The organism is Microbacterium sp. Root166 (assembly GCF_001427145.1).
GTDB lineage: Bacteria > Actinomycetota > Actinomycetes > Actinomycetales > Microbacteriaceae > Microbacterium.
In genome coordinates this window covers 381,400-399,828 of record NZ_LMGL01000002.1, presented here as the reverse complement: position 1 = coordinate 399,828, position 18,429 = coordinate 381,400, and the positions used below count along the sequence as shown (strand labels likewise).

General features: G+C 69.7%; 18 protein-coding genes and 4 tRNA genes. 8 read left to right on the top strand and 14 right to left on the bottom strand.

The genetic code is table 11. From position 1 onward, the window contains the following. Positions 1-66: 66 nt before the first annotated feature. From ASD56_RS09640 to pdxS, 4 genes are read right to left on the bottom strand one after another with little or no spacing between them, the layout of a single operon-like run. Positions 67-600 carry a DUF1697 domain-containing protein gene (locus ASD56_RS09640; RefSeq protein ID WP_055964852.1) on the bottom strand — a complete coding sequence of 178 codons (534 nt, stop codon included), beginning with the start codon at positions 598-600 and terminating at the stop codon, positions 67-69. Between the two features lie 4 nt (positions 601-604). Then, a complete protein-coding gene (locus ASD56_RS09635) occupies positions 605-1,129 on the bottom strand; it encodes a hypothetical protein (RefSeq protein ID WP_055964836.1) in 525 nt (174 codons plus the stop codon). Between the two features lie 33 nt (positions 1,130-1,162). Further along, positions 1,163-1,759 (bottom strand): pyridoxal 5'-phosphate synthase glutaminase subunit PdxT, encoded by a 597-nt coding sequence (gene pdxT, locus ASD56_RS09630; protein WP_055964830.1) that lies wholly within the window; start codon positions 1,757-1,759, stop codon positions 1,163-1,165. A 14-nt stretch (positions 1,760-1,773) separates the two neighbouring features. Continuing rightward, the gene (pdxS, locus tag ASD56_RS09625; protein WP_055964828.1) at positions 1,774-2,664 is read right to left on the bottom strand and encodes a pyridoxal 5'-phosphate synthase lyase subunit PdxS; all 891 of its coding nucleotides are present in this window, start codon (positions 2,662-2,664) and stop codon (positions 1,774-1,776) included. Positions 2,665-2,779: 115 nt separating this feature from the next. On the opposite strand from pdxS, the gene ASD56_RS09620 reads away from it, so the two are divergent. Together ASD56_RS09620 and pdxY are read left to right on the top strand one after the other, a co-directional pair. Continuing rightward, positions 2,780-4,120: an aminotransferase class I/II-fold pyridoxal phosphate-dependent enzyme gene (locus ASD56_RS09620; protein ID WP_055964825.1), complete on the top strand. Its 1,341-nt coding sequence runs from the start codon at positions 2,780-2,782 to the stop codon at positions 4,118-4,120. 7 nt (positions 4,121-4,127) lie between these two features. Next, positions 4,128-4,979, top strand: a complete 852-nt coding sequence (gene pdxY, locus ASD56_RS09615; protein WP_055964822.1) for a pyridoxal kinase PdxY — start codon at positions 4,128-4,130, stop codon at positions 4,977-4,979. Between the two features lie 102 nt (positions 4,980-5,081). Here the strand turns inward: pdxY and ASD56_RS09610 are convergent, their stop codons facing one another. From ASD56_RS09610 to ASD56_RS09590, 5 genes are all read right to left on the bottom strand, one after another. Then, positions 5,082-5,651: an HIT family protein gene (locus tag ASD56_RS09610; protein WP_200947498.1), complete on the bottom strand. Its 570-nt coding sequence runs from the start codon at positions 5,649-5,651 to the stop codon at positions 5,082-5,084. Then, a complete protein-coding gene (gene thrS / locus ASD56_RS09605; protein ID WP_055964819.1) occupies positions 5,648-7,654 on the bottom strand; it encodes a threonine--tRNA ligase in 2,007 nt (668 codons plus the stop codon). Before thrS ends, ASD56_RS09610 begins: the two co-directional genes overlap by 4 nt. A gap of 451 nt (positions 7,655-8,105) precedes the next feature. After that, a tRNA-Val gene (locus tag ASD56_RS09600) sits at positions 8,106-8,177 on the bottom strand. A gap of 25 nt (positions 8,178-8,202) precedes the next feature. Further along, a tRNA-Cys gene (locus tag ASD56_RS09595) sits at positions 8,203-8,276 on the bottom strand. Positions 8,277-8,332: 56 nt separating this feature from the next. Next, positions 8,333-8,405, bottom strand: a tRNA-Gly gene (locus ASD56_RS09590). Between the two features lie 153 nt (positions 8,406-8,558). Here ASD56_RS09590 and ASD56_RS09585 point away from each other — a divergent pair. Next, positions 8,559-8,631 (top strand) — tRNA-Val (locus tag ASD56_RS09585). A 52-nt stretch (positions 8,632-8,683) separates the two neighbouring features. On the opposite strand, the gene ASD56_RS09580 is transcribed toward ASD56_RS09585, so the two are convergent. From ASD56_RS09580 to zapE, 4 genes are all read right to left on the bottom strand, one after another. Then, positions 8,684-9,502: a methyltransferase domain-containing protein gene (locus ASD56_RS09580; protein ID WP_055964816.1), complete on the bottom strand. Its 819-nt coding sequence runs from the start codon at positions 9,500-9,502 to the stop codon at positions 8,684-8,686. A gap of 35 nt (positions 9,503-9,537) precedes the next feature. Continuing rightward, entirely contained in the window at positions 9,538-10,074 is a 537-nt protein-coding gene (locus ASD56_RS09575; protein ID WP_082541402.1) for a type II toxin-antitoxin system PemK/MazF family toxin, read from the bottom strand. A gap of 72 nt (positions 10,075-10,146) precedes the next feature. Further along, the gene (locus ASD56_RS09570; RefSeq protein WP_055964813.1) at positions 10,147-11,415 is read right to left on the bottom strand and encodes an ammonium transporter; all 1,269 of its coding nucleotides are present in this window, start codon (positions 11,413-11,415) and stop codon (positions 10,147-10,149) included. A gap of 160 nt (positions 11,416-11,575) precedes the next feature. Further along, on the bottom strand, positions 11,576-12,604 hold the full coding sequence (zapE, locus tag ASD56_RS09565; protein WP_055964812.1) for a cell division protein ZapE: 1,029 nt from the start codon (positions 12,602-12,604) through the stop codon (positions 11,576-11,578). Between the two features lie 119 nt (positions 12,605-12,723). Here zapE and ASD56_RS09560 point away from each other — a divergent pair, with 119 nt between their 5' ends. Both ASD56_RS09560 and ASD56_RS09555 read left to right on the top strand, forming a co-directional pair. Beyond that, a complete protein-coding gene (locus ASD56_RS09560; protein ID WP_055964809.1) occupies positions 12,724-13,626 on the top strand; it encodes a sulfurtransferase in 903 nt (300 codons plus the stop codon). 34 nt (positions 13,627-13,660) lie between these two features. Continuing rightward, positions 13,661-14,113 carry a SufE family protein gene (locus ASD56_RS09555; protein WP_055964806.1) on the top strand — a complete coding sequence of 151 codons (453 nt, stop codon included), beginning with the start codon at positions 13,661-13,663 and terminating at the stop codon, positions 14,111-14,113. Positions 14,114-14,117: 4 nt separating this feature from the next. Here ASD56_RS09555 and ASD56_RS09550 read toward each other — a convergent pair whose 3' ends face one another. Then, a complete protein-coding gene (locus tag ASD56_RS09550; RefSeq protein WP_055964803.1) occupies positions 14,118-15,338 on the bottom strand; it encodes an alpha/beta hydrolase family protein in 1,221 nt (406 codons plus the stop codon). A 52-nt stretch (positions 15,339-15,390) separates the two neighbouring features. On the opposite strand from ASD56_RS09550, the gene ASD56_RS09545 reads away from it, so the two are divergent. The 3 genes from ASD56_RS09545 to ASD56_RS09535 all read left to right on the top strand — a co-directional run bounded on the left by ASD56_RS09545 (position 15,391) and on the right by ASD56_RS09535 (position 18,424). Further along, the gene (locus ASD56_RS09545) at positions 15,391-15,954 is read left to right on the top strand and encodes a DUF3000 domain-containing protein (protein ID WP_055964800.1); all 564 of its coding nucleotides are present in this window, start codon (positions 15,391-15,393) and stop codon (positions 15,952-15,954) included. Further along, positions 15,947-17,146, top strand: coding sequence for a ribonuclease D (locus tag ASD56_RS09540; RefSeq protein ID WP_055964797.1), 1,200 nt, complete (start codon positions 15,947-15,949; stop codon positions 17,144-17,146). Before ASD56_RS09545 ends, ASD56_RS09540 begins: the two co-directional genes overlap by 8 nt. A gap of 72 nt (positions 17,147-17,218) precedes the next feature. Beyond that, a complete protein-coding gene (locus ASD56_RS09535) occupies positions 17,219-18,424 on the top strand; it encodes a thiolase family protein (protein ID WP_055964794.1) in 1,206 nt (401 codons plus the stop codon). The last annotated feature ends 5 nt before the right edge of the window (positions 18,425-18,429 follow it).

Genomic DNA, 18,429 nt, shown 5'->3' with positions numbered 1-18,429 from the left:
CGGTCGATCCTGCCCACCGGCTGACCATTCTAAACCTCCCGCGGGACGTGTGCCCGGGCTCGGGGTTCAGGCGAGGATCTTCCGGACGGTGCGCAGGTTGCGATTGGTGGTGCGCGGCTTGTACGCGGCCTTGGCGATGAGCTTTGCGAAGGGAGTGTCGACCGTGGTCCCCTTCACCGGGTTCCAGTAGACGACTCCGCGGCCGGCGGCGACCGGGTCGGTCGTCGCATCCATCGTCGCCGCCGCGTCCGCGAGTTCACGTGCCGTCTCGTCGTCGACGCAGAAGATCAGCCACGGCTGCCGGTTCGCGTCGGTCTCGTCGAACGGGAACCCGTCTGCGGCCCGTGCCAGTTCGGCGGCCGTGACGAGCACGATCCACGCGTCGTACCCGAACCTCTCGCGGAGCGCCTTCTCGACCGTCGCCTTCAGCTTCGAGCGAGCGGATGCCGCGGCATCCGTCTCGAAACGGACATTGCCGCTCGCGAGCACCGTGCGCACCTCGGTGAAGCCCAGCTGCGTGAACACGGCCGCCAGATCGGCGTTGCGGATCGTGATCCCGCCCACGTTCACTCCGCGCAGCAGCGCGACCCATCTCGTCACGGGATCAGAGCGCGAACTCGAAGCCGAACCGCGACGACAGCAGCGCGACCAGGTCGCGCGGCACCTTCGAGAGGTACGCCGGCGCGGGGGCGAGAGTGGCCGGCGAGCCGATGAACGGGAAGTACACCGGCCCCTCGCTCAGCGCCTCGACCTCATCGCGCACGGAGACGATGTCGCCTCCTATGCGGCGCAGCGCGGTGAGGGTGATCGGACTCGCCAGCCGGAGCGTGTCGCTCACAGGCATGCGCCAGTGCGGCACGTCGTCGTCACCGCGACGGGTGCGGCTCTCCTCGCCGAGCGGACCGAGCACGCGCCCCCAGGCGCCGATGCCGGGCACCGGCAGTGTTCTGTCCCAGACGAACAGCGTGTCGCCGGGCTCGGTGTACCCCACCAGCTCGTGCGACCACTCGAATCGTCGATCGTCCGACGCCTTCGGCGCCGAGAGAGCATCCCCCACAATCCCCCGCGATGGAGCGATCATCCAATACCGCTCCTCGGGACGATCGCGCCACCAGTCGTTGATCGTCATGCGTCAGAATCTAACGCGCCGAGCGGCCGCGCGTCAGGTCGACCGCACCGTATCGAGGAAGAGCCGGTGGAATCTGTGCTCTCCGCTGACCTCCGGATGGAACGCCGTCGCCAGCAGCGGCCCCTGCCGCACCGCCACGATGCGCCCGTCCTCCAGCTCCGCGATCCGCTCCACGCCGGGTCCGGCATCCGCCACCAGGGGCGCTCGGATGAAGACCGCGTGCACCGGCTCATCGCCGAGCACCGGGACGGCCAGGTCGACCTCGAAGGAGTCGACCTGGCTGCCGAAGGCGTTCCGCTGCACGGTGACGTCGAGGCCGCCGAAGGTCTGCTGACCCTCGATGCCGTCGGTGATGCGGTCGGCGAGCAGGATCATGCCGGCGCACGTGCCGTACACCGGCATGCCCGACGCGATCGCGTCGCGGACGGGCTCACGCATGCCGAAGGCGCGCGACAGCTTGTCGATGACGCTCGACTCCCCACCGGGAAGCACGAGCCCGTCGACGGCGGCGAGCTCTTCCGGCCGGCGCACCAGGGTGACGTCGGCGCCGAGGCCGCTCAGGACGCGCGCGTGTTCGCGGACGTCGCCCTGCAGAGCCAGGACGCCGACGCGGGGATGGATGCTCGACACGTGCGGGGCGCTGATTACCAGCCGCGCTCGGCGAGGCGGTGCGGGGCGGGCAGGTCCGACACGTTGATGCCGACCATGGCCTCGCCGAGGCCGCGCGAGACGTCCGCGACGACCTTGGCGTCGTCGTAGAACGTGGTGGCCTTGACGATCGCAGCGGCACGCTCGGCGGGGTTGCCGGACTTGAAGATGCCCGAGCCGACGAACACGCCGTCCGCGCCCAGCTGCATCATCATCGCCGCGTCGGCGGGGGTCGCCACGCCGCCGGCGACGAACAGCACGACGGGCAGCTGGCCGGTCTCGGCGATCTCCGCGACGACGTCGTACGGCGCCTGAAGCTCCTTCGCGGCGACGTAGAGCTCGTCCTTCGTCATCGAGCGCAGGACGTTGATCTCGCTGCGGATCTTGCGGATGTGCTTTGTGGCCTCCGAGACGTCGCCGGTGCCCGCCTCGCCCTTGGAGCGGATCATGGCGGCGCCCTCGTTGATGCGGCGCAGCGCCTCGCCGAGGTTGGTCGCACCGCAGACGAAGGGAACCGTGAAGCCCCACTTGTCGATGTGGTTGACGTAGTCGGCGGGCGAGAGGACCTCGGACTCGTCGATGTAGTCGACGCCGAGCTCCTGGAGCACCTGGGCCTCGACGAAGTGGCCGATGCGGGCCTTCGCCATGACCGGGATGGACACGGCGTCGATGATGCTGTCGATCATGTCCGGGTCGCTCATGCGCGAGACACCGCCCTGCGCGCGGATGTCGGCCGGGACCCGCTCGAGGGCCATCACGGCGACGGCGCCCGCCTCTTCGGCGATCTTCGCCTGCTCGACGTTGATGACGTCCATGATGACGCCGCCCTTGAGCATTTCGGCGAGTCCGCGCTTGACGCGGCTGGTTCCCGTGTCGGCAGTGGTCACAGGGGATCCCTTCGATGTCGCGCCGTGCGCGAAGATGTGGAGGAGCGGTCGATTGACCTAGGCCAAAAGATAGCATGTACCGGCACCTAGGATCGGACCAACGAAAGACGGTGACATGGACCTCGAGATCACGGGCCGCTCGGCCTCGGAGATCGCCGACAGCCTGCGGGCGCTCGTCGAACGGGGGTCCCTGCAGGCGGGCGATGCGCTTCCACCGGTGCGCGCCCTCGCGGAGAGCCTCGGAATCAACCGCAACACCGCCGTCGCCGCGTACCGCCAGCTCACCCGAGCGGGCGTGGTGGTCACCCGCGGACGCGGCGGAACTCACGTCGCCGACCCCGCCCCCGTCGCCCAGGAGGGTTTCGCGGCCGACAGCGTGCTGCGCGACGTCGGGACCGGAAACCCCGACCCGGACCTGATCCCCGACCTGACGACCGCCCTCGCCGGGGTGGCCGGGCGCCCCGTGCTCTACGGCGAGCCGGTCATCGACCGCGACCTCGAGACGTGGGCCCGCGAATGGATGGGCCAGGACCTCGCGCCCGCGGCCTCCATGCGCCTCACCATCACGAGCGGGGCCGCCGATGCCGTGGAACGCCTCTTCGCGCACCTGCTGACGCGGGGGGATGCCGTCGCTCTCGAGGATCCCTGCTTCCTGACCAGCATCCACACCGTCCGGCTCGGCGGGTATCGCCCCGTGCCGGTGCCCGTGGACGACGAGGGCATGACCGTCGACGGGCTTCGGGCCGCTCTCGAGCAGGGCGTCCGGGCGGTGCTGTGCACTCCCCGGGCCCAGAACCCCAGCGGTGCGACGGTCTCCGCGCGTCGAGCCGCCGAGCTCCGCGCGCTCCTGCAGGAGCATCCGTACGTGCTGGTCGTCGAGGACGACCACTTCTCGATGCTCTCCCGCCGGCCGTACCACTCGATCATCGGGCCCGACCACCGGCGTTGGGCGCTGGTGCGATCGGTGTCGAAGTTCCTCGGCCCCGACATGTGCCTCGCGGTGACGGCATCCGATCCCGACACCGCCGAGCGCCTCGCGATGCGGCTGACCCCCGGCACGACCTGGGTGAGCCACCTGCTGCAGCGCCTCACGCACGCGCTCGTCACCGATTCCGGCGTGCTCGAGCAGATCGATCGCGCGGGTGCGCACTACGCGGCCCGCAACGCCCGGTTCGCGGCGCTGCTGACCGATCGCGGCATACCCGCCGACGCCGCCGACGGGCTCAATCTCTGGATCGAGCTGCCCGTGCCCGCCAGGCCGGTCACCGAGCAGCTCATGCGCCGCGGCTGGCTGGCGCGCGGCGGCGACGACTTCGCCCTCGCCGAGGCCGCACCGTCGCATCGGCTGCGTCTGACGGTGCACGATCTCGACGACGCCGCGTCCGAGCAGCTGGCAACCGACATCGCCGCGGCCGTCGAGACGGCGGGAGCATCCCGCGTCGCCGGAATGCGATGATCGACCGGTGAAGATCCTCTCCATCCAATCGGCGGTCGCCTACGGCCACGTGGGCAACTCGGCGGCCGTGTTCCCGCTGCAGCGCATCGGCGTCGAGGTGCTGCCCGTCTACACCGTGAACTTCTCCAATCACACCGGCTACGGCGCCTGGCGCGGACCCCTGATCAGCCCCGACGATCTCCGTGCCGTGATCCTCGGCATCGAGGAGCGCGGCGTCTTCCCGGAGATCGACGTGGTCCTCTCCGGCTACCAGGGCGGCGAAGGCGTCGCAGACGTCATCCTCGAGACGGTGGAGCGCGTGAAGGCCGCCAACCCGGCCGCCGTGTACGCGTGCGACCCGGTGATGGGCAACGCGAAGTCCGGCTGCTTCGTGGCGCCCGCGATTCCCGTGCTCCTGCGCGATCGGGTGGTGCCGGCCGCCGACCTCATCACGCCGAACCAGTTCGAGCTGGGCTACCTCACCGACACCGAGCCCGACACGCTCGAATCCACGCTCGCCTCCGTCGCGCTGGTGCGCGCGACCGGACCCCGCACCGTGCTGGTGACGAGCGTCGAGCGCCCCGACGCCGCCCCGGACACCATCGAGATGCTCGCGGTCGACGACAGCGGCGCGTGGCTCGTGCAGACCCCGCGCATCCCGATGAAGGCCAACGGATCCGGCGACGTGACGGCGGCGCTGTTCACCGCACACCACCGGCGCACCGGCGATCTGGCCGATTCCCTCGCACGCACGGTGTCGAGCGTGTTCGACCTCCTCGAGCGCACGCACGCCTCGGGAGAGCGCGAGCTCCAGCTCGTGCAGGCGCAGGAGTCCTACGCCCACCCCCGCCTCCAGTTCCAGGTGCGCCAGGTCGCCTGATCGATCGGATGCTCCCCACGCCCTCTCCACGCATCGCTGCGCGCTGCGCGGAGCCTCGGGGCGCGTGGGCCCACCCACGGCCGCGGCATCCGGATGCGGCGGTCAGCGCGCCCAGGCCTCCGCGACCGCGACACGCACGTCACCGAGCAGCTGCGGCAGGGCCTTGGTGCGGGCGATGATCGGGAAGAAGTTGGCGTCCGATGACCACCGGGGCACGACGTGCTGATGCAGGTGCTCGTCGACCCCGGCTCCTGCGACGGCGCCCTGGTTCATCCCGAGGTTGAAGCCGTCGCACCGTGAGACCTTGCGCAGGGTCCGCATCGCCTGCTGGGTGAGCTCGCCGATCTCGGCCACCTCTTCCGGGGTCGCCTGATCGTAGGTGGCGATGTGCCGGTACGGATTGATCAGCAGGTGCCCGGAGTTGTACGGGAACAGATTCAGCAGCGCGTACGCGGTGGTCCCGCGGGCGACGATGAGGCCGTCCTCGTCCGACTTGTGCGGCGCGGCGCAGAACGGGCACTGCTCGCGGAGCGGGTCGGGACCGGCCTGGATGTACGCCATGCGGTGCGGAGTCCACAGGCGCTGGAAGCCGTCGGGCACACCGGGGAGCGTGCCCGCATCGACGAGCGCGGACTCCGCGGCGGAGTCGGCGCCCGTCGACGCGTCGGTCACGCGAAGTCCTCCGCCGTGTTCACGAGCGTGTGCGCCGCGATCGAGTCGTGGATGCGACGGATCGCATCCGCGATCGGCACGCCGTTCTGCTGCGTGCCGTCACGGAAGCGGAACGAGACGGTTCCTCCCGCGCGGTCCTGCTCGCCGGCGATCAGCATGAGCGGCACCTTCTGCGTGGTGTGGGTCCGGATCTTCTTCTGCATCCGGTCGTCGCTGTGATCGAGATCCGCGCGGACACCGTCGGACCGCAGCTGCGCGATGACCTCGGAGAGGTAGTCGGCGTACTCCTCGGCGACCGGGATGCCGACGACCTGGACCGGTGACAGCCAGACCGGGAAGGCGCCGGCGTAGTGCTCGAGCAGGATCGCGAAGAACCGTTCGATCGAGCCGAACAGCGCCCGGTGGATCATGATCGGCCGCTTCTTCTGGCCGTCACGGTCGGTGTATTCGAGTTCGAAGCGCTCGGGCAGGTTCGGGTCGACCTGCACCGTGGAGAGCTGCCAGGTGCGGCCGATCGCGTCCTTGGTCTTGAGGTCGATCTTGGGGCCGTAGAACGCCGCCTCGCCGGGAACCTCGGTGAGCTTGAGCCCGCTGGCCACGGCGACGTTGCGCAGCGCGTCTGTGGAGTAGTCCCAGAACTCGTCCGAGCCGATCCACTTGTCCTTCTCGTCGTCGCGCATCGACAGCTCGAGCTCGAACTCGCTCAGGCCGAAGTCCCGCAGCATCGAGATCACGAACTCGAGGACGCGGGTGGTCTCCTCTTCCAGCTGCTCGGGCGTCACGAACAGGTGCGAGTCGTCCTGGGTGAAGCCGCGGACGCGGGTCAGGCCGTGCAGGGCGCCGGACAGCTCGTTGCGGTACACGGTGCCGTTCTCGGCGAGCCGCATCGGCAGGTCGCGGTAGCTGCGCGCGCGCTCCTTGAAGATCAGGATGTGCATCGGGCAGTTCATCGGCTTGAGGTAGTAGTCGGTGCCGGCCTTCGTGACGACGCCTTCGGCGTCCCGCTCCTCATCCAGGTGGATGGGCGGGAACATGCCCTCCTTGTAGGTGCGGAGGTGGTTCGACTGCAGGAACAGATCCTGCTTCGAGATGTGGGGCGTGTACACGTAGGTGTAACCGGCGGCACGGTGACGGCGCAGCGCGTGCTGCTCCATCTCCTGGCGGATCATGCCCCCGCGGGGATGCCACACCGACAGTCCTGAGCCGATCTCGTCCGGGAACGAGAACAGGTCCAGCTCCTTGCCGAGCTTGCGGTGGTCTCGCTTCGCCGCTTCTTCGAGGCGCAGCTGGTAGGCGCGCAGCTCGTCCTTCGTGGGCCACGCGGTGCCGTAGATGCGCTGCAGCTGGGGGTTCTTCTCGCTCCCCCGCCAGTACGCGCCGGCCACACGCTGCAGAGCCCAGCCGTTGCCGATCATGCGGGTGCTCGGCAGGTGGGGACCCCGGCAGAGGTCCTTCCAGACCGTCTGGCCGTCGCGGTCGACGTTGTCGTAGATCGTGAGCTCGCCCGCACCGACCTCGACCGACGCGCCTTCGGCGGCTTCCTTCGACCCGCCCTTGAGCCCGATCAGCTCGAGCTTGAAGGGTTCGCCCACGAGCTCGACCCGGGCCTCCTCGTCGGTCACGACGCGGCGGACGAAGCGCTGCCCCTCGCGGATGATGCGCTGCATCTCCTTGTCGATCGCCTTCACGTCCTCGGGCGTGAACGGCTGCTCGACGCCGAAGTCGTAGTAGAAGCCGTCGGTGATCGGCGGACCGATGCCGAGGTTCGCCTGCGGGTTGATGCGCTGCACCGCCTGAGCGAGCACGTGGGCCGCGGAGTGGCGCAGGATGTTCAGTCCGTCGGGGCTGTCGATCAGGACCGGCTCGACGGCGTCGGTCTCCTCGACGCGCGTGGCGAGGTCTTTCAGCTCACCGTTGACGCGCAGGGCGACGACGGAGCGATCGGGAAAGAGGGCGAATCCGTCTGCGGGATACGACACATCAGACGAGTTGACGTCAGTCACGGAAAAGTCTCCTGGAAGTGGCTCGGATCAAGGCTACTCAGCTTCAGGCGCATGATGCGCCCCGCCCGCTCAGGCGCCGAGCGTTCGCGTGCCGGTGACGGCGACCGAGGTCGCACGGGTCATCCGCCGCTGTTCCATGCCGTTCAGTGTAGCGGCCGCGCCGAAGCGGCCACCGAGGCGAGGAATGGCCCCGCCTGCCAAGGGGAGGGAGACAGGCGGGGCCCTCGTCGATGCGCAGTCCCCCCTGGGCCGAAACGCATCGACGGTCATCCGCAGCCCATGGCCGGGATGGGATGCCGCCCACGGGGGGTGCGGCACCTTCGATGGAGGAAGATGCGGATCGAGCGGATTCGTTACGCGGTTCCACCAGAAAGTCCCGAGATTCTCGGGAGCGGCCCGGCGTCGGTGTCCTGAAACGCAGAAAACCCCCGGAACTCCGGGGGTTTCAGTGTGCGCGATACTGGGATCGAACCAGTGACCTCTTCCGTGTCAGGGAAGCGCGCTACCGCTGCGCCAATCGCGCCCGTGAGGGCTCTTGAGTTACTGAGTGGAGGTGGCGACGGGATTCGAACCCGTGTAAACGGCTTTGCAGGCCGGTGCCTAGCCGCTCGGCCACGCCACCGTGTGGTTTGTGACCCCACGTGCCGTGATCTCTCCGAAAAGAAACCCCTGCACTCGAGCGGATGACGAGACTCGAACTCGCGACCCCAACCTTGGCAAGGTTGTGCGCTACCAACTGCGCTACATCCGCATTTCGTTCCCGGATTCGCACCCGGGCACTCGTAAGACTTTAGCCCACTATTCGCATCACGCAAAACCAGACGCGCCCCGCGCGTGTCCGCCTTCGCCGGTTCGAGACAGGGGTCGCCGTCGGGTAGTATCGACTCTCGACCCCACGGGTCACGGGCGATTGGCGCAGTTGGTAGCGCGCTTCCTTCACACGGAAGAGGTCATCAGTTCGAGTCTGGTATCGCCCACCGAGAACCCCCGCCACGGCGGGGGTTTCGTCGTTCCGGGACGACCACGTTTTCAGGGGCGCTCGAACACCCACAGGCCGTTCGTCGGAGGAAACCAGGCCTCCCAGTCGCCGGCGGCGTCCGCGGACTCGATGCTGTACTCCTGCAGCGCCTCCACGTAGCCCGGCTGCGTCACGACCTCGGTGTGGATCACTCTGAAGCCATGGCCGGCGAGCACCGCGGCGTACCCGTCCGCCTCCAAGAGCTCGTAGCGCTCCCGCGCCTCGCGCGGCAGGCTCGCCGCACCCCACGTCAGGGTGAGCAGTGCCTCCGAAACAGCGTGGCGGGTGCCGGACCACCAGGCGCCGTCGCGGGTGAGCTCAAGCTCGGGGTGCGGCGTGCGGGCGAGGTAGTCGGCGACGAACTCGTCGTCGGGCGCCGTGAACCGTGCCGCCGCCGCGGGATCGTCGGGCATCACTCCGTCCCGGATGATGATGCGACCCGACGGCCGGAGCGTGCGTGCCGCCTGCTGCAGCGCCCGATCCACGGCGGCGTAACGGTCGGGGCTGTACGAGTAGACCTCGTGCAGGATGGCGTTGAAGACGACGGTGTCGGCCGGCTCATCGGTGAACGGCGCCGTACCCTCGCCCGCGACGCCGTACTCGGACGCGAACGCCGTGTTCCGCCGAAGCCGCTCGAGCGATTCGGGCGCCTGGTCGATCGCCGTCGCGTGGACGTCCGGCAGGGCCGCCAGTGCCGCGGTGAACTCGCCTCCGCCGGCGCCGACATCGACGGCATGGCCGCGGAGCACCCAGTCGAGGATGCGCTCCTTCTCGCCGAGACTCGAGGCCATGCGGTCGAAGTAGCGGTCCTCGAGGGTGGGATGCGGCATCCCTCGATTATGGGCGAACGGCGGGCCCGGCCCTGTCAGGCCGCGGCATCCCAGCCGTATCGGTCGTGCAGAGCGGCCGTGACGCGGGCGAACCGAACGGGATCCAGGATGGATGCCTCGCGCCGCATGCCTGCCGCGTGCACGCGGTAGATCTGCTCGACGTCGACCCACGAGGGCCGCGCCTGGGGGTCCCACTCCCCGGAGCCGATCGCCAGGTAGTCACGGTCGCCGTCGTGGGACTTGCTCGTCAGGCGCACCGCGTACACCCACTCGGCGTCTGCGCGGGCGATGACGAGAACCGGTCGGTCCTTGCCTCGTCCGTCGCGCTCGTCGTACGGGACCCACGTCCAGACGATCTCGCCCGCGTCGGGATCGCCGTCGAGCGAGGGGGCGTAGCTGAGCTCGAGTTCGCCCCTGCCGGGCGGCACGATCTCGACGGTCGCGTGCGCGCCTGCCTGCCCGGGCCGGTCCCCCGCCGGGCCGGAGACTGCCGCCGCGGGCCGCTGCGACCGGGGAGCGGACGGACGGAGCAGTCGCGTCAGTCGGCTCAGGATGCCGGGGCGATGGGTCACGTGGTCACCCTAACGCGAACGAAAAGGGCGCCGCGGATGATCCGCGGCGCCCCCTCGTGCTGTGTGCAGAACTCAGGCGCGCGTGCTCTCCAGCACGTAGCCCTCTTCGCCGTGAACGACGGTGTCGATGCCGGCGACCTCGTCCTCGTTCTTCACGCGGAAGCCGATCGTCTTCTCGATCGCGAAGCCGATGATCCAGGCCAGGACGAAGGAGTAGACGAGCACCGAGACCGCGGCGATGGCCTGAACCAGCAGCTGCGTGCCGTCACCACCGGTGAACAGGCCGGTGTTGGTCGCGAAGAAGCCGAGGAACAGCGTTCCGATCAGACCGCCGACGAGGTGGATGCCCACGACGTCGAGCGAGTCGTCGAAGCCCCACTTGAACTTCAGCTCGATCGCGAGGGCGCACACCGCACCGGCGATGGCACCGAGCAGGATCGCCCAGCCGGGCGTCAGCGCGGCACACGCGGGAGTGATGGCAACCAGACCGGCGACGGCACCCGAAGCGGCGCCGACCGAGGTCGGCTTGCCGTCCTTGATCTTCTCGACGAGCAGCCAGGCCAGCAGAGCGGCGGCCGGAGCGGCGATCGTGTTGACGAAGGCGAGAGCGGCGACGCCGTCGGCGGCGAGCTCCGAGCCGGCGTTGAAGCCGAACCAGCCGAACCACAGCAGTCCGGCGCCGAGGAGCACGAACGGCGGGTTGTGCGGGACGTGGACGCCCTTCTGGAACCCGACGCGCTTGCCGAGCACCAGCGCGAGGGCGAGAGCTGCGGCGCCGGCGTTGATGTGGACGGCCGTACCACCGGCGAAGTCGATCGCGCCGAGGCCGAACCATTCCTGCATGCCGTAGGTGATCCAGCCGCCGTAGGCGAAGCTGCCGTCCTCGGCGAGGCCGAAGTTGAACACCCAGCTCGCGACCGGGAAGTAGACGATCGTCGCCCAGATCGCGGCGAAGATCAGCCACGAGCCGAACTTGGCGCGGTCGGCGATGGCGCCCGAGACGAGCGCGACGGTGAGGATGGCGAACGTGGCCTGGAAGGCGACGAAGGCGAGCGGCGGGTACGCGGCGCCCTCGGGAACCTCGATGAGCGCGGCGAGCCCGATGTTGTTCCAGTCGATCGCCCACGGCGCGACGAGTCCCTCAGAGCCGGGGAATGCGATCGCGTAGCCGTAGACGACCCACAGCACGCCGATCAGACCCAGGGCGCCGAAGCTGAGCATCATCATGCTGATGACGCTCTTCGCCTTGACGAGTCCGCCGTAGAAGAATGCGAGTCCGGGCGTCATCAAAAGGACGAGCGCGGCGCATATCAGGATGAATGCGGTGTTGCCTTGATCCATCTCAGGGAGAACCTCTCTGCAGGGACGCAGGTGTCGCGTCGGGTCCCCCCAGTGTGGGGACGGCCCGTTTCAGCGGGGGTTCACCCTGTGTTTCGCGAGCGTTACGCGATGGCCCCGTGCGTAAACATCGTGTTTCGCAGAGGCCGGTGAGTGCTTCGAATCAGTCGAGAGTCGACGCCACGAGGCGTGAGATCGCCCTCAGGTACTTCTTCCGGTAGCCGCCCGCGAGCATCTCCTCGGGGAACACGAGGTCCAGCGAAACCCCGGTCGCCCGGATCGGGAGCTCCGCGTCGTAGACCCGGTCGATGAAGGCGACGAACCGGAGGGCGGCCGACTGGTCGGTGAACGGCGCGACCTCGCGCATGCCCACCATCGTCACGTCCTCGATGAGACGGATGTAGCGCGACGGGTGCACGCGCGCCAGATGCGACACCAGATCGCCGAACGCGTCATCGGACACGACGCCGCGGGCCGCGGCATCCGTCAGCGCTGCGTCGTACTCCGCGGGCGACAGCACCGCGGCGTGTCCGTCGAGCGCGCGATGGCGGTAGTCCGTGCCGTCGATGCGGATGGTCTGGAAGCTCGCCGACATCGCATGGATCTCGCGGAGGAAGTCCTGCGCGGCGAAGCGACCCTCGCCCAGTGCGTTGGGAGGGGTGTTGGATGTCGCGGCCAGCCGCGTCCCCGAGGCGACGAGCTCCGCGAGAAGGCGCGTCATCACCATGGTGTCGCCGGGGTCGTCCAGCTCGAACTCGTCGATGCACAGCAGATCCGAGCCACGGAACAGCTCGACGGTGTTCTGATAGCCGAGCGCGCCGACGAGGGCGGTGTACTCGATGAAGGAGCCGAAGTACTTCCGGCGGGCGGGCATCGCGTGATAGATCGACGCGAGCAGGTGGGTCTTGCCCACACCGAATCCGCCGTCGAGGTAGATGCCCGGCTTGACCTCGGGCCGCTTCGCCTTGCGGAAGAACCCGCCCTTGGCAGGCGCCCCCGCACCCGAGAAGGCCAGCAGCAGATCCTTCGCGTCCTGCTGCGACGGATACGCCGGGTCGGCGCGGTAGGTGTCGAAGGTCGCGTCGGAGAACTGCGGCGGCGGGACGAGAGCGGCGACCATTTCGGCGCCCGCGAGCTGCGGGGTGCGGTCCGCGAGGTGGACGATGCCGGTGCGGGCGGCGGAGACGGTCATGCGGATCCTGTGTCGGAGTCTTACGAAAGAGGGGTGCGGCCCGATCCGGGAATCTAGGGTCGGTCGGGACGGTTCAACCCTAGTCGTCGCACTTCTTCGCCCCCGACCCGAGGAGCACCATGGCCGCCCCGATCGACACGTCGTCCCCCAAGTTCGCCGAGTACGCCGAGCCGGGGCGACTCGTGACCGGCGACTGGCTGCAGGAACGGCTCGGTCAGCCCGGCCTCGTCGTGGTCGAGTCGGACGAGGACGTGCTGCTCTACGAGACCGGCCACATCCCCGGGGCCGTCAAGGTCGACTGGCACACCGAGCTGAACGACCCCGTCGTGCGGGACTACGTCGACGGTGCCGGCTTCGCCGAGCTGCTCAGCCGCAAGGGCATCGCACGCGACGACACCGTCGTGATCTACGGCGACAAGAACAACTGGTGGGCGGCCTACGCCCTCTGGGTGTTCTCGCTCTTCGGGCACGAAGACGTCCGCCTGCTCGACGGCGGACGCGACAAGTGGATCGCCGAGGGGCGGCCGACCACCACGGAGCCGGCGGCACGGGAGGCCACGCGGTATCCCGTCGTGGAGCGAGACGACTCGAAGCTTCGCGCGTACAAGGAGGATGTGCTCGCCCATCTCGGCGATCCGCTCATCGACGTGCGGTCTCCGGAGGAGTATGACGGCTCGCGCACCTCGGCTCCGGCCTACCCCGAAGAGGGAGCGCTCCGCGCCGGGCACATCCCCACCGCGGCGAGCGTGCCGTGGGCGCGCGCGGTGGCGCCGGACGGCGGCTTCAAGCCCCGGGCCGAGCTCGACGCCATCTATCGGGACGAGGTCGGGCTGAAGGACGGCGACTCCGTCGTGGCGTACTGCCGCATCGGTGAGCGCTCCAGCCACACCTGGTTCGTGCTCAAGCACCTGCTCGGGTTCGAGGACGTCCGCAACTACGACGGGTCGTGGACCGAGTGGGGCAGCGCCGTGCGGGTTCCGATCGCGACGGGCTCCGAGCCCGGTGAGGCGCCCGCGCGCTGAGCCGCGGCATCCGGAGCGTGAAAGGATGACGGGGATGTCTGACGCGCACTTGCCCGAGAGCCTCGCCGAGATCCGCGACGAGTTCCTCGAACTCCCCGAAGCCGATCGGCTGCAGCTCCTGCTGGAGTACTCGCAGGAGCTTCCCGCCGTGCCCGCGGAGTACGAGGACCACCCGGAGCGCTACGAGCGGGTCGCCGAGTGCCAGTCCCCCGTCTTCATCGTTCTGGACGTCGATGCGGACGGCATCGTGGCGATGCACGCCACCGCGCCGGCCGAAGCGCCGACGACCCGCGGCTTCGCGAGCATCCTCGCCCAGGGGATCACCGGACTGACCGCCGACGAGATGCTCGCCATTCCGGCCGACTTCCCGCAGAGCATCGGCCTCACGCGGGTGGTCTCGCCGCTGCGCATCTCGGGCATGACCGGCATGCTCATGCGCGCCAAGCGCCAGGTCCGCGCCAAGGTGGCGGCGGGTCCCGGCGCCTGAGCCGTCAGTCCCGCGCGGAGGCGGGTGCAGCCGAGAGGCCCTGAGTCTCCAGCCAGGACCGAATGCGGGCGCTCCAGCGCTCCTGGTCGTAGTTCCACAGCTTCGTGTGGCGGGCGACGTCGAAGACCTCGAGGTCGACGAGGTCCGGCCGCGCTGCCGCGAGCTCGTGCGAGGCGTCGGACGGCACGAAGCCGTCGTCGTCGCTGTGCAGGATGAGGATCGGATGCCGCAGCTCGGCCGCGCGCGCGACGGCATCGAGCCGATCGAACGGGATGGCGCCGCTCGCGCCGGTGACCGGAGTCGCCCACTCGCTGCCCAGGGCGCCGATCGCCAAGCCGCTGACCGTCGGCGGGACCCGCATCATGCGGGCCTGGTACTCCAGGACGACGCGCCAGTCCACGACCGGGGAATCCAGGATCAGCCCGGCGATCTTGTCGCGGTGGGCGGAGTTGAGGGAGACCTGCAGCGCGATCGCGCCACCCATGGACCATCCCATGAGGAGGATGCGCTTCGCGCCGCGGCGGCGGGCGAAGCCGACGGCGGCGTCGACGTCGCGCCATTCGGTGGCCCCGAGCGCGTACGTGCCCCCGCGGCTGCGCGGGGCCTCGCCGTCGTTGCGGTACGACACCACGAGCGACGTGATCCCCAGCGCGTGGAAGAGCGGGACGGCGCGCAGGCACTCGGCTCGCCTGGTGCCGCGCCCGTGCACCTGGATGACCCACACGCCGCCGTCGCCGGCGGGGAACAGCCATGCGGGGCAGGGCCCGACGGTCGACCCGACGAGCTCCGGGGTGAACGGGAGCATGAGCTGCTCGGGGTGGTCGTAGTACCAGCCGCTGAACGCAGCCTCCGGTGCGAGCCGAGCCTCGCCGCTGACGTGGGTGAGCAGCTTGCGCTTGACGCTCGTGTCGTCCTCGGAGAGGACCGAGCCGAGCTTGACGTAGTCGGCCGTCCCCGAGGTGAACAGGCCGTAGCGGCCGGGCAGCTGCGTGTCGGCGGTGCGCGAGAGCGTGATCGTCTGGGCCGCGGTGTCCAGCGACAGGATGCGCGTGTCGGCGGCGCGCTGCGCCGGGGTCACGACGCGGCGAGCCATGTGGGCGGATGCGAAGCCCATCGCCGCGAGCACGCCGGCCAGGGCGAGCCCGAGCACGGTGATCGCAGCCCTCACGCCGGCGAGAAGACTGGGTGAGGCGCCGCGCAAGGCGGCGCGCCTGAAGGCGACCATCGAGGCATCACTCTAGTCTGTCCGGGTGGCTGAGCATCGTCCTCCCGCGGCTATGACGCCGTTCGCGCACGCCGCCGAAGAGGTACGAGCGCTGCTGTTCCGCGACGACCTCTCGGTGCGAGAGATCGCGGCGCCCACCGGTCTCGCGCCGGACTCCCTCGCCCTTGCCGGCGACGTGCGCCCCGAGGACGAGGGCGGGGAATCGCTCTACGGCACCGGACGACTCATCCTGCTGCACGACCCCGACGAGCCCGCCCCGTGGAACGGGCCGTGGCGCATCGTGTGCTTCGCGCAGGCTCCGCTCGAGCCGGACATCGGCGTGGACCCGATGCTCGCCGATGTCGCGTGGGCGTGGCTGACCGACGCCCTGCATTCGCGGCGGGCCGGCTACCACTCCGCGTCCGGCACGGCCACCAAGACACTGTCCAAGGGGTTCGGCTCGCTCGCCGCCGAGGGCGACGGTGCGCAAATAGAACTGCGGGCCTCGTGGTCGCCGGAAGGCGCGATCGGCGCACACGTGGAAGCATGGGCAGAACTGGTCTGCATGCTCGCGGGACTTCCCCCGGGCTCGGAAGGGATTGCAATGCTGGGTTCGCGCAGGATGCCGCGTGACTGAATACGTCGTCATCGACCGGCTGGAAGACGCGATCGAGGCCGCACGTGCGCTGGCCGAGGGCTACGGCCCCGTCGCGGTCGACGTCGAGCGCGCGTCGGGCTTCCGCTACTCGCAGCGCGCCTATCTCATCCAGGTGTTCCGGCGCGGCGCGGGCGTGTTCCTCTTCGACCCGCCGCCCATCGCGGACTTCAGCGCTTTGCAGCAGGCGATCGGCGGCCAGGAGTGGGTGCTGCACGCCGCCAGCCAGGACCTTCCCTCGCTGCGCGAGCTGGGCCTCGAGCCGACCTCGATGTTCGACACCGAGCTCGCGGCCCGGCTGCTGGGTCACGAGCGGGTCGGGCTGGGAGCCGTCGTCGAGGACACCCTGGGCATCATGCTCGCCAAGGCGCACTCCGCGTCGGACTGGTCGACCCGCCCGCTCCCCCAGTCCTGGCTCGAGTACGCCGCGCTGGATGTGGAGCACCTCGTCGACGTGCGCGACGCCCTCGTCGCCGAACTCGAGGAGCAGGACAAGACCGAACTCGCGGCCGAGGAGTTCCAGGCGGTCCTGTCGCGGGAGCCGAAACCCGCCCGCGACGAGCCGTGGCGCCGGCTCAGTGGCCTGCACATGGTGCGCGGCCGCAAGTCGCTCGCCGTCGCGCGCGCGCTGTGGACGGCGCGCGAGGAATTCGCACAGGCGGAGGATGTCGCACCCGGCCGGCTCGTGCCGGATCGGGCTCTCGTCGCCGCCGTCATCGCCGATCCCGCGACGAAGCAGGATCTCGCCGCACTCAAGGACTTCACCGGGCGTGCCAGCCGCTCGCAGCTCGATCGGTGGTGGGCCGCCTTCGAGGCCGGCCGGGCCGCGACCGAGCTGCCGCTCGAGCGTGCCACGGGCGGCGACTCGCTTCCGCCGCCCCGCGCGTGGGGCGACCGCAACCCGGAGGCCGACGCGCGGCTCAAGGCCGCACGCCCGGTCGTCGAGCAGCGCGCCGAAGAGATGAACATGCCGACCGAGAACCTCCTCACCCCCGACGCGCTGCGCCGGGTGGCCTGGACTCCCCCGCAGCCGATCTCGGCCGAAGCGGTCGGCGAGGCACTGGCGGCGCTCGGGGCTCGCCCGTGGCAGATTGCGCAGACTGCACAGTTGATCGCGGATGCCTTTGTGGGATCCGTGCAAGAGGCTCCGACCGAGGCGGAAACCGCTTCGTAGGAATCCCCCACCCGATTCCGGGCGTGCTCGGGGCACTCCTAGGCTGATGCCATCCCTAAATTTGGAGGCAGAGTGGCCGAGATTTCGGACGTCTTCTTCGTCGATGGCATGCGTACGCCGTTCGGGCGAGCCGGCGAAAAAGGCATGTACTGGAACACCCGATCGGACGATCTCGCCGTCAAGGCGACGATCGGCCTGATGGAGCGCAACCCCGAGGTCCCGAAGGACCGCATCGACGACGTGGCCATCGCGGCGACCTCGCAGACCGGCGACCAGGGTCTGACCCTCGGCCGGAGCGTCGCCATCCTGGCGGGACTCCCCCAGAGCGTCCCCGGCTTCGCGATCGACCGCATGTGCGCCGGCGCGATGACCAGCGTCACGACGATGGCGGGATCGATTGGGATGGGCATGTACGACGTCGCCGTCGCCGGCGGCGTCGAGCACATGGGGCACCACCCGATCGGCGGCAACGCCGACCCCAACCCGCGCTTCGTCGCCGAGAAGATGGTCGACCCGGGCGCCCTCAACATGGGCGTCACCGCAGAGCGCATCTTCGACCGGTTCCCGCACCTGACCAAGGAGCGCTCCGACCGCTACGGCATGCTCAGCCAGCAGAAGGTCCAGGCCGCATACGACGCGGGCAAGATCCAGCCCGACCTCGTGTCCGTCGCCATCAAGGACGCCGAGGGCAGCTGGGGCCTGGCCACCGAGGACGAGGGCCGCCGCCCCCAGACCACGATGGAGGACCTCGCAGCGCTGAAGACCCCCTTCCGCCCGCACGGGCGCGTCACCGCCGGCACCTCGTCACCCCTGACCGACGGAGCGACGATGTCGCTCCTCGCCGGTGGCGGCGCGGTCAAGGAGCTCGGTCTCGCGCCGAAGATGCGGCTCGTCTCGTTCGCCTACGCGGGCGTCCAGCCCGAGATCATGGGCATCGGCCCGATCCCCTCGACCGAGAAGGCCCTGAAGAAGGCCGGACTCACGATCGAGGACATCGGGCTCTTCGAGCTGAACGAGGCGTTCGCGATCCAGGTCATCTCACTGCTCGACCACTTCGGCATCGCCGACGACGACCCGCGGGTGAACCAGTGGGGCGGCGCCATCGCCTTCGGCCACCCCCTCGCCGCGTCCGGCGTCCGCCTGATGATCCAGCTGGCAGCCCAGTTCGCCGAGCGACCGGACGTCCGCTACGGCCTCACCGCGATGTGCGTCGGCCTCGGCCAGGGCGGCTCGGTCATCTGGGAGAACCCGCACTACAACGGCAAGAAGAAGAAGTAGGACAG

What these genes read in the sequence shown, in the direction of transcription:
- ASD56_RS09635 (WP_055964836.1), bottom strand. Translation starts at nt 1,129, where the DNA reads ATGACGATCAACGACTGGTGGCGCGATCGTCCCGAGGAGCGGTATTGG.
- ASD56_RS09620 (WP_055964825.1), top strand. Translation starts at nt 2,780, where the DNA reads ATGGACCTCGAGATCACGGGCCGCTCGGCCTCGGAGATCGCCGACAGC.
- ASD56_RS09580 (WP_055964816.1), bottom strand. Translation starts at nt 9,502, where the DNA reads ATGCCGCATCCCACCCTCGAGGACCGCTACTTCGACCGCATGGCCTCG.
- ASD56_RS09570 (WP_055964813.1), bottom strand. Translation starts at nt 11,415, where the DNA reads ATGGATCAAGGCAACACCGCATTCATCCTGATATGCGCCGCGCTCGTC.
- zapE (WP_055964812.1), bottom strand. Translation starts at nt 12,604, where the DNA reads ATGACCGTCTCCGCCGCCCGCACCGGCATCGTCCACCTCGCGGACCGC.
- ASD56_RS09560 (WP_055964809.1), top strand. Translation starts at nt 12,724, where the DNA reads ATGGCCGCCCCGATCGACACGTCGTCCCCCAAGTTCGCCGAGTACGCC.
- ASD56_RS09555 (WP_055964806.1), top strand. Translation starts at nt 13,661, where the DNA reads ATGTCTGACGCGCACTTGCCCGAGAGCCTCGCCGAGATCCGCGACGAG.
- ASD56_RS09550 (WP_055964803.1), bottom strand. Translation starts at nt 15,338, where the DNA reads ATGGTCGCCTTCAGGCGCGCCGCCTTGCGCGGCGCCTCACCCAGTCTT.
- ASD56_RS09545 (WP_055964800.1), top strand. Translation starts at nt 15,391, where the DNA reads ATGACGCCGTTCGCGCACGCCGCCGAAGAGGTACGAGCGCTGCTGTTC.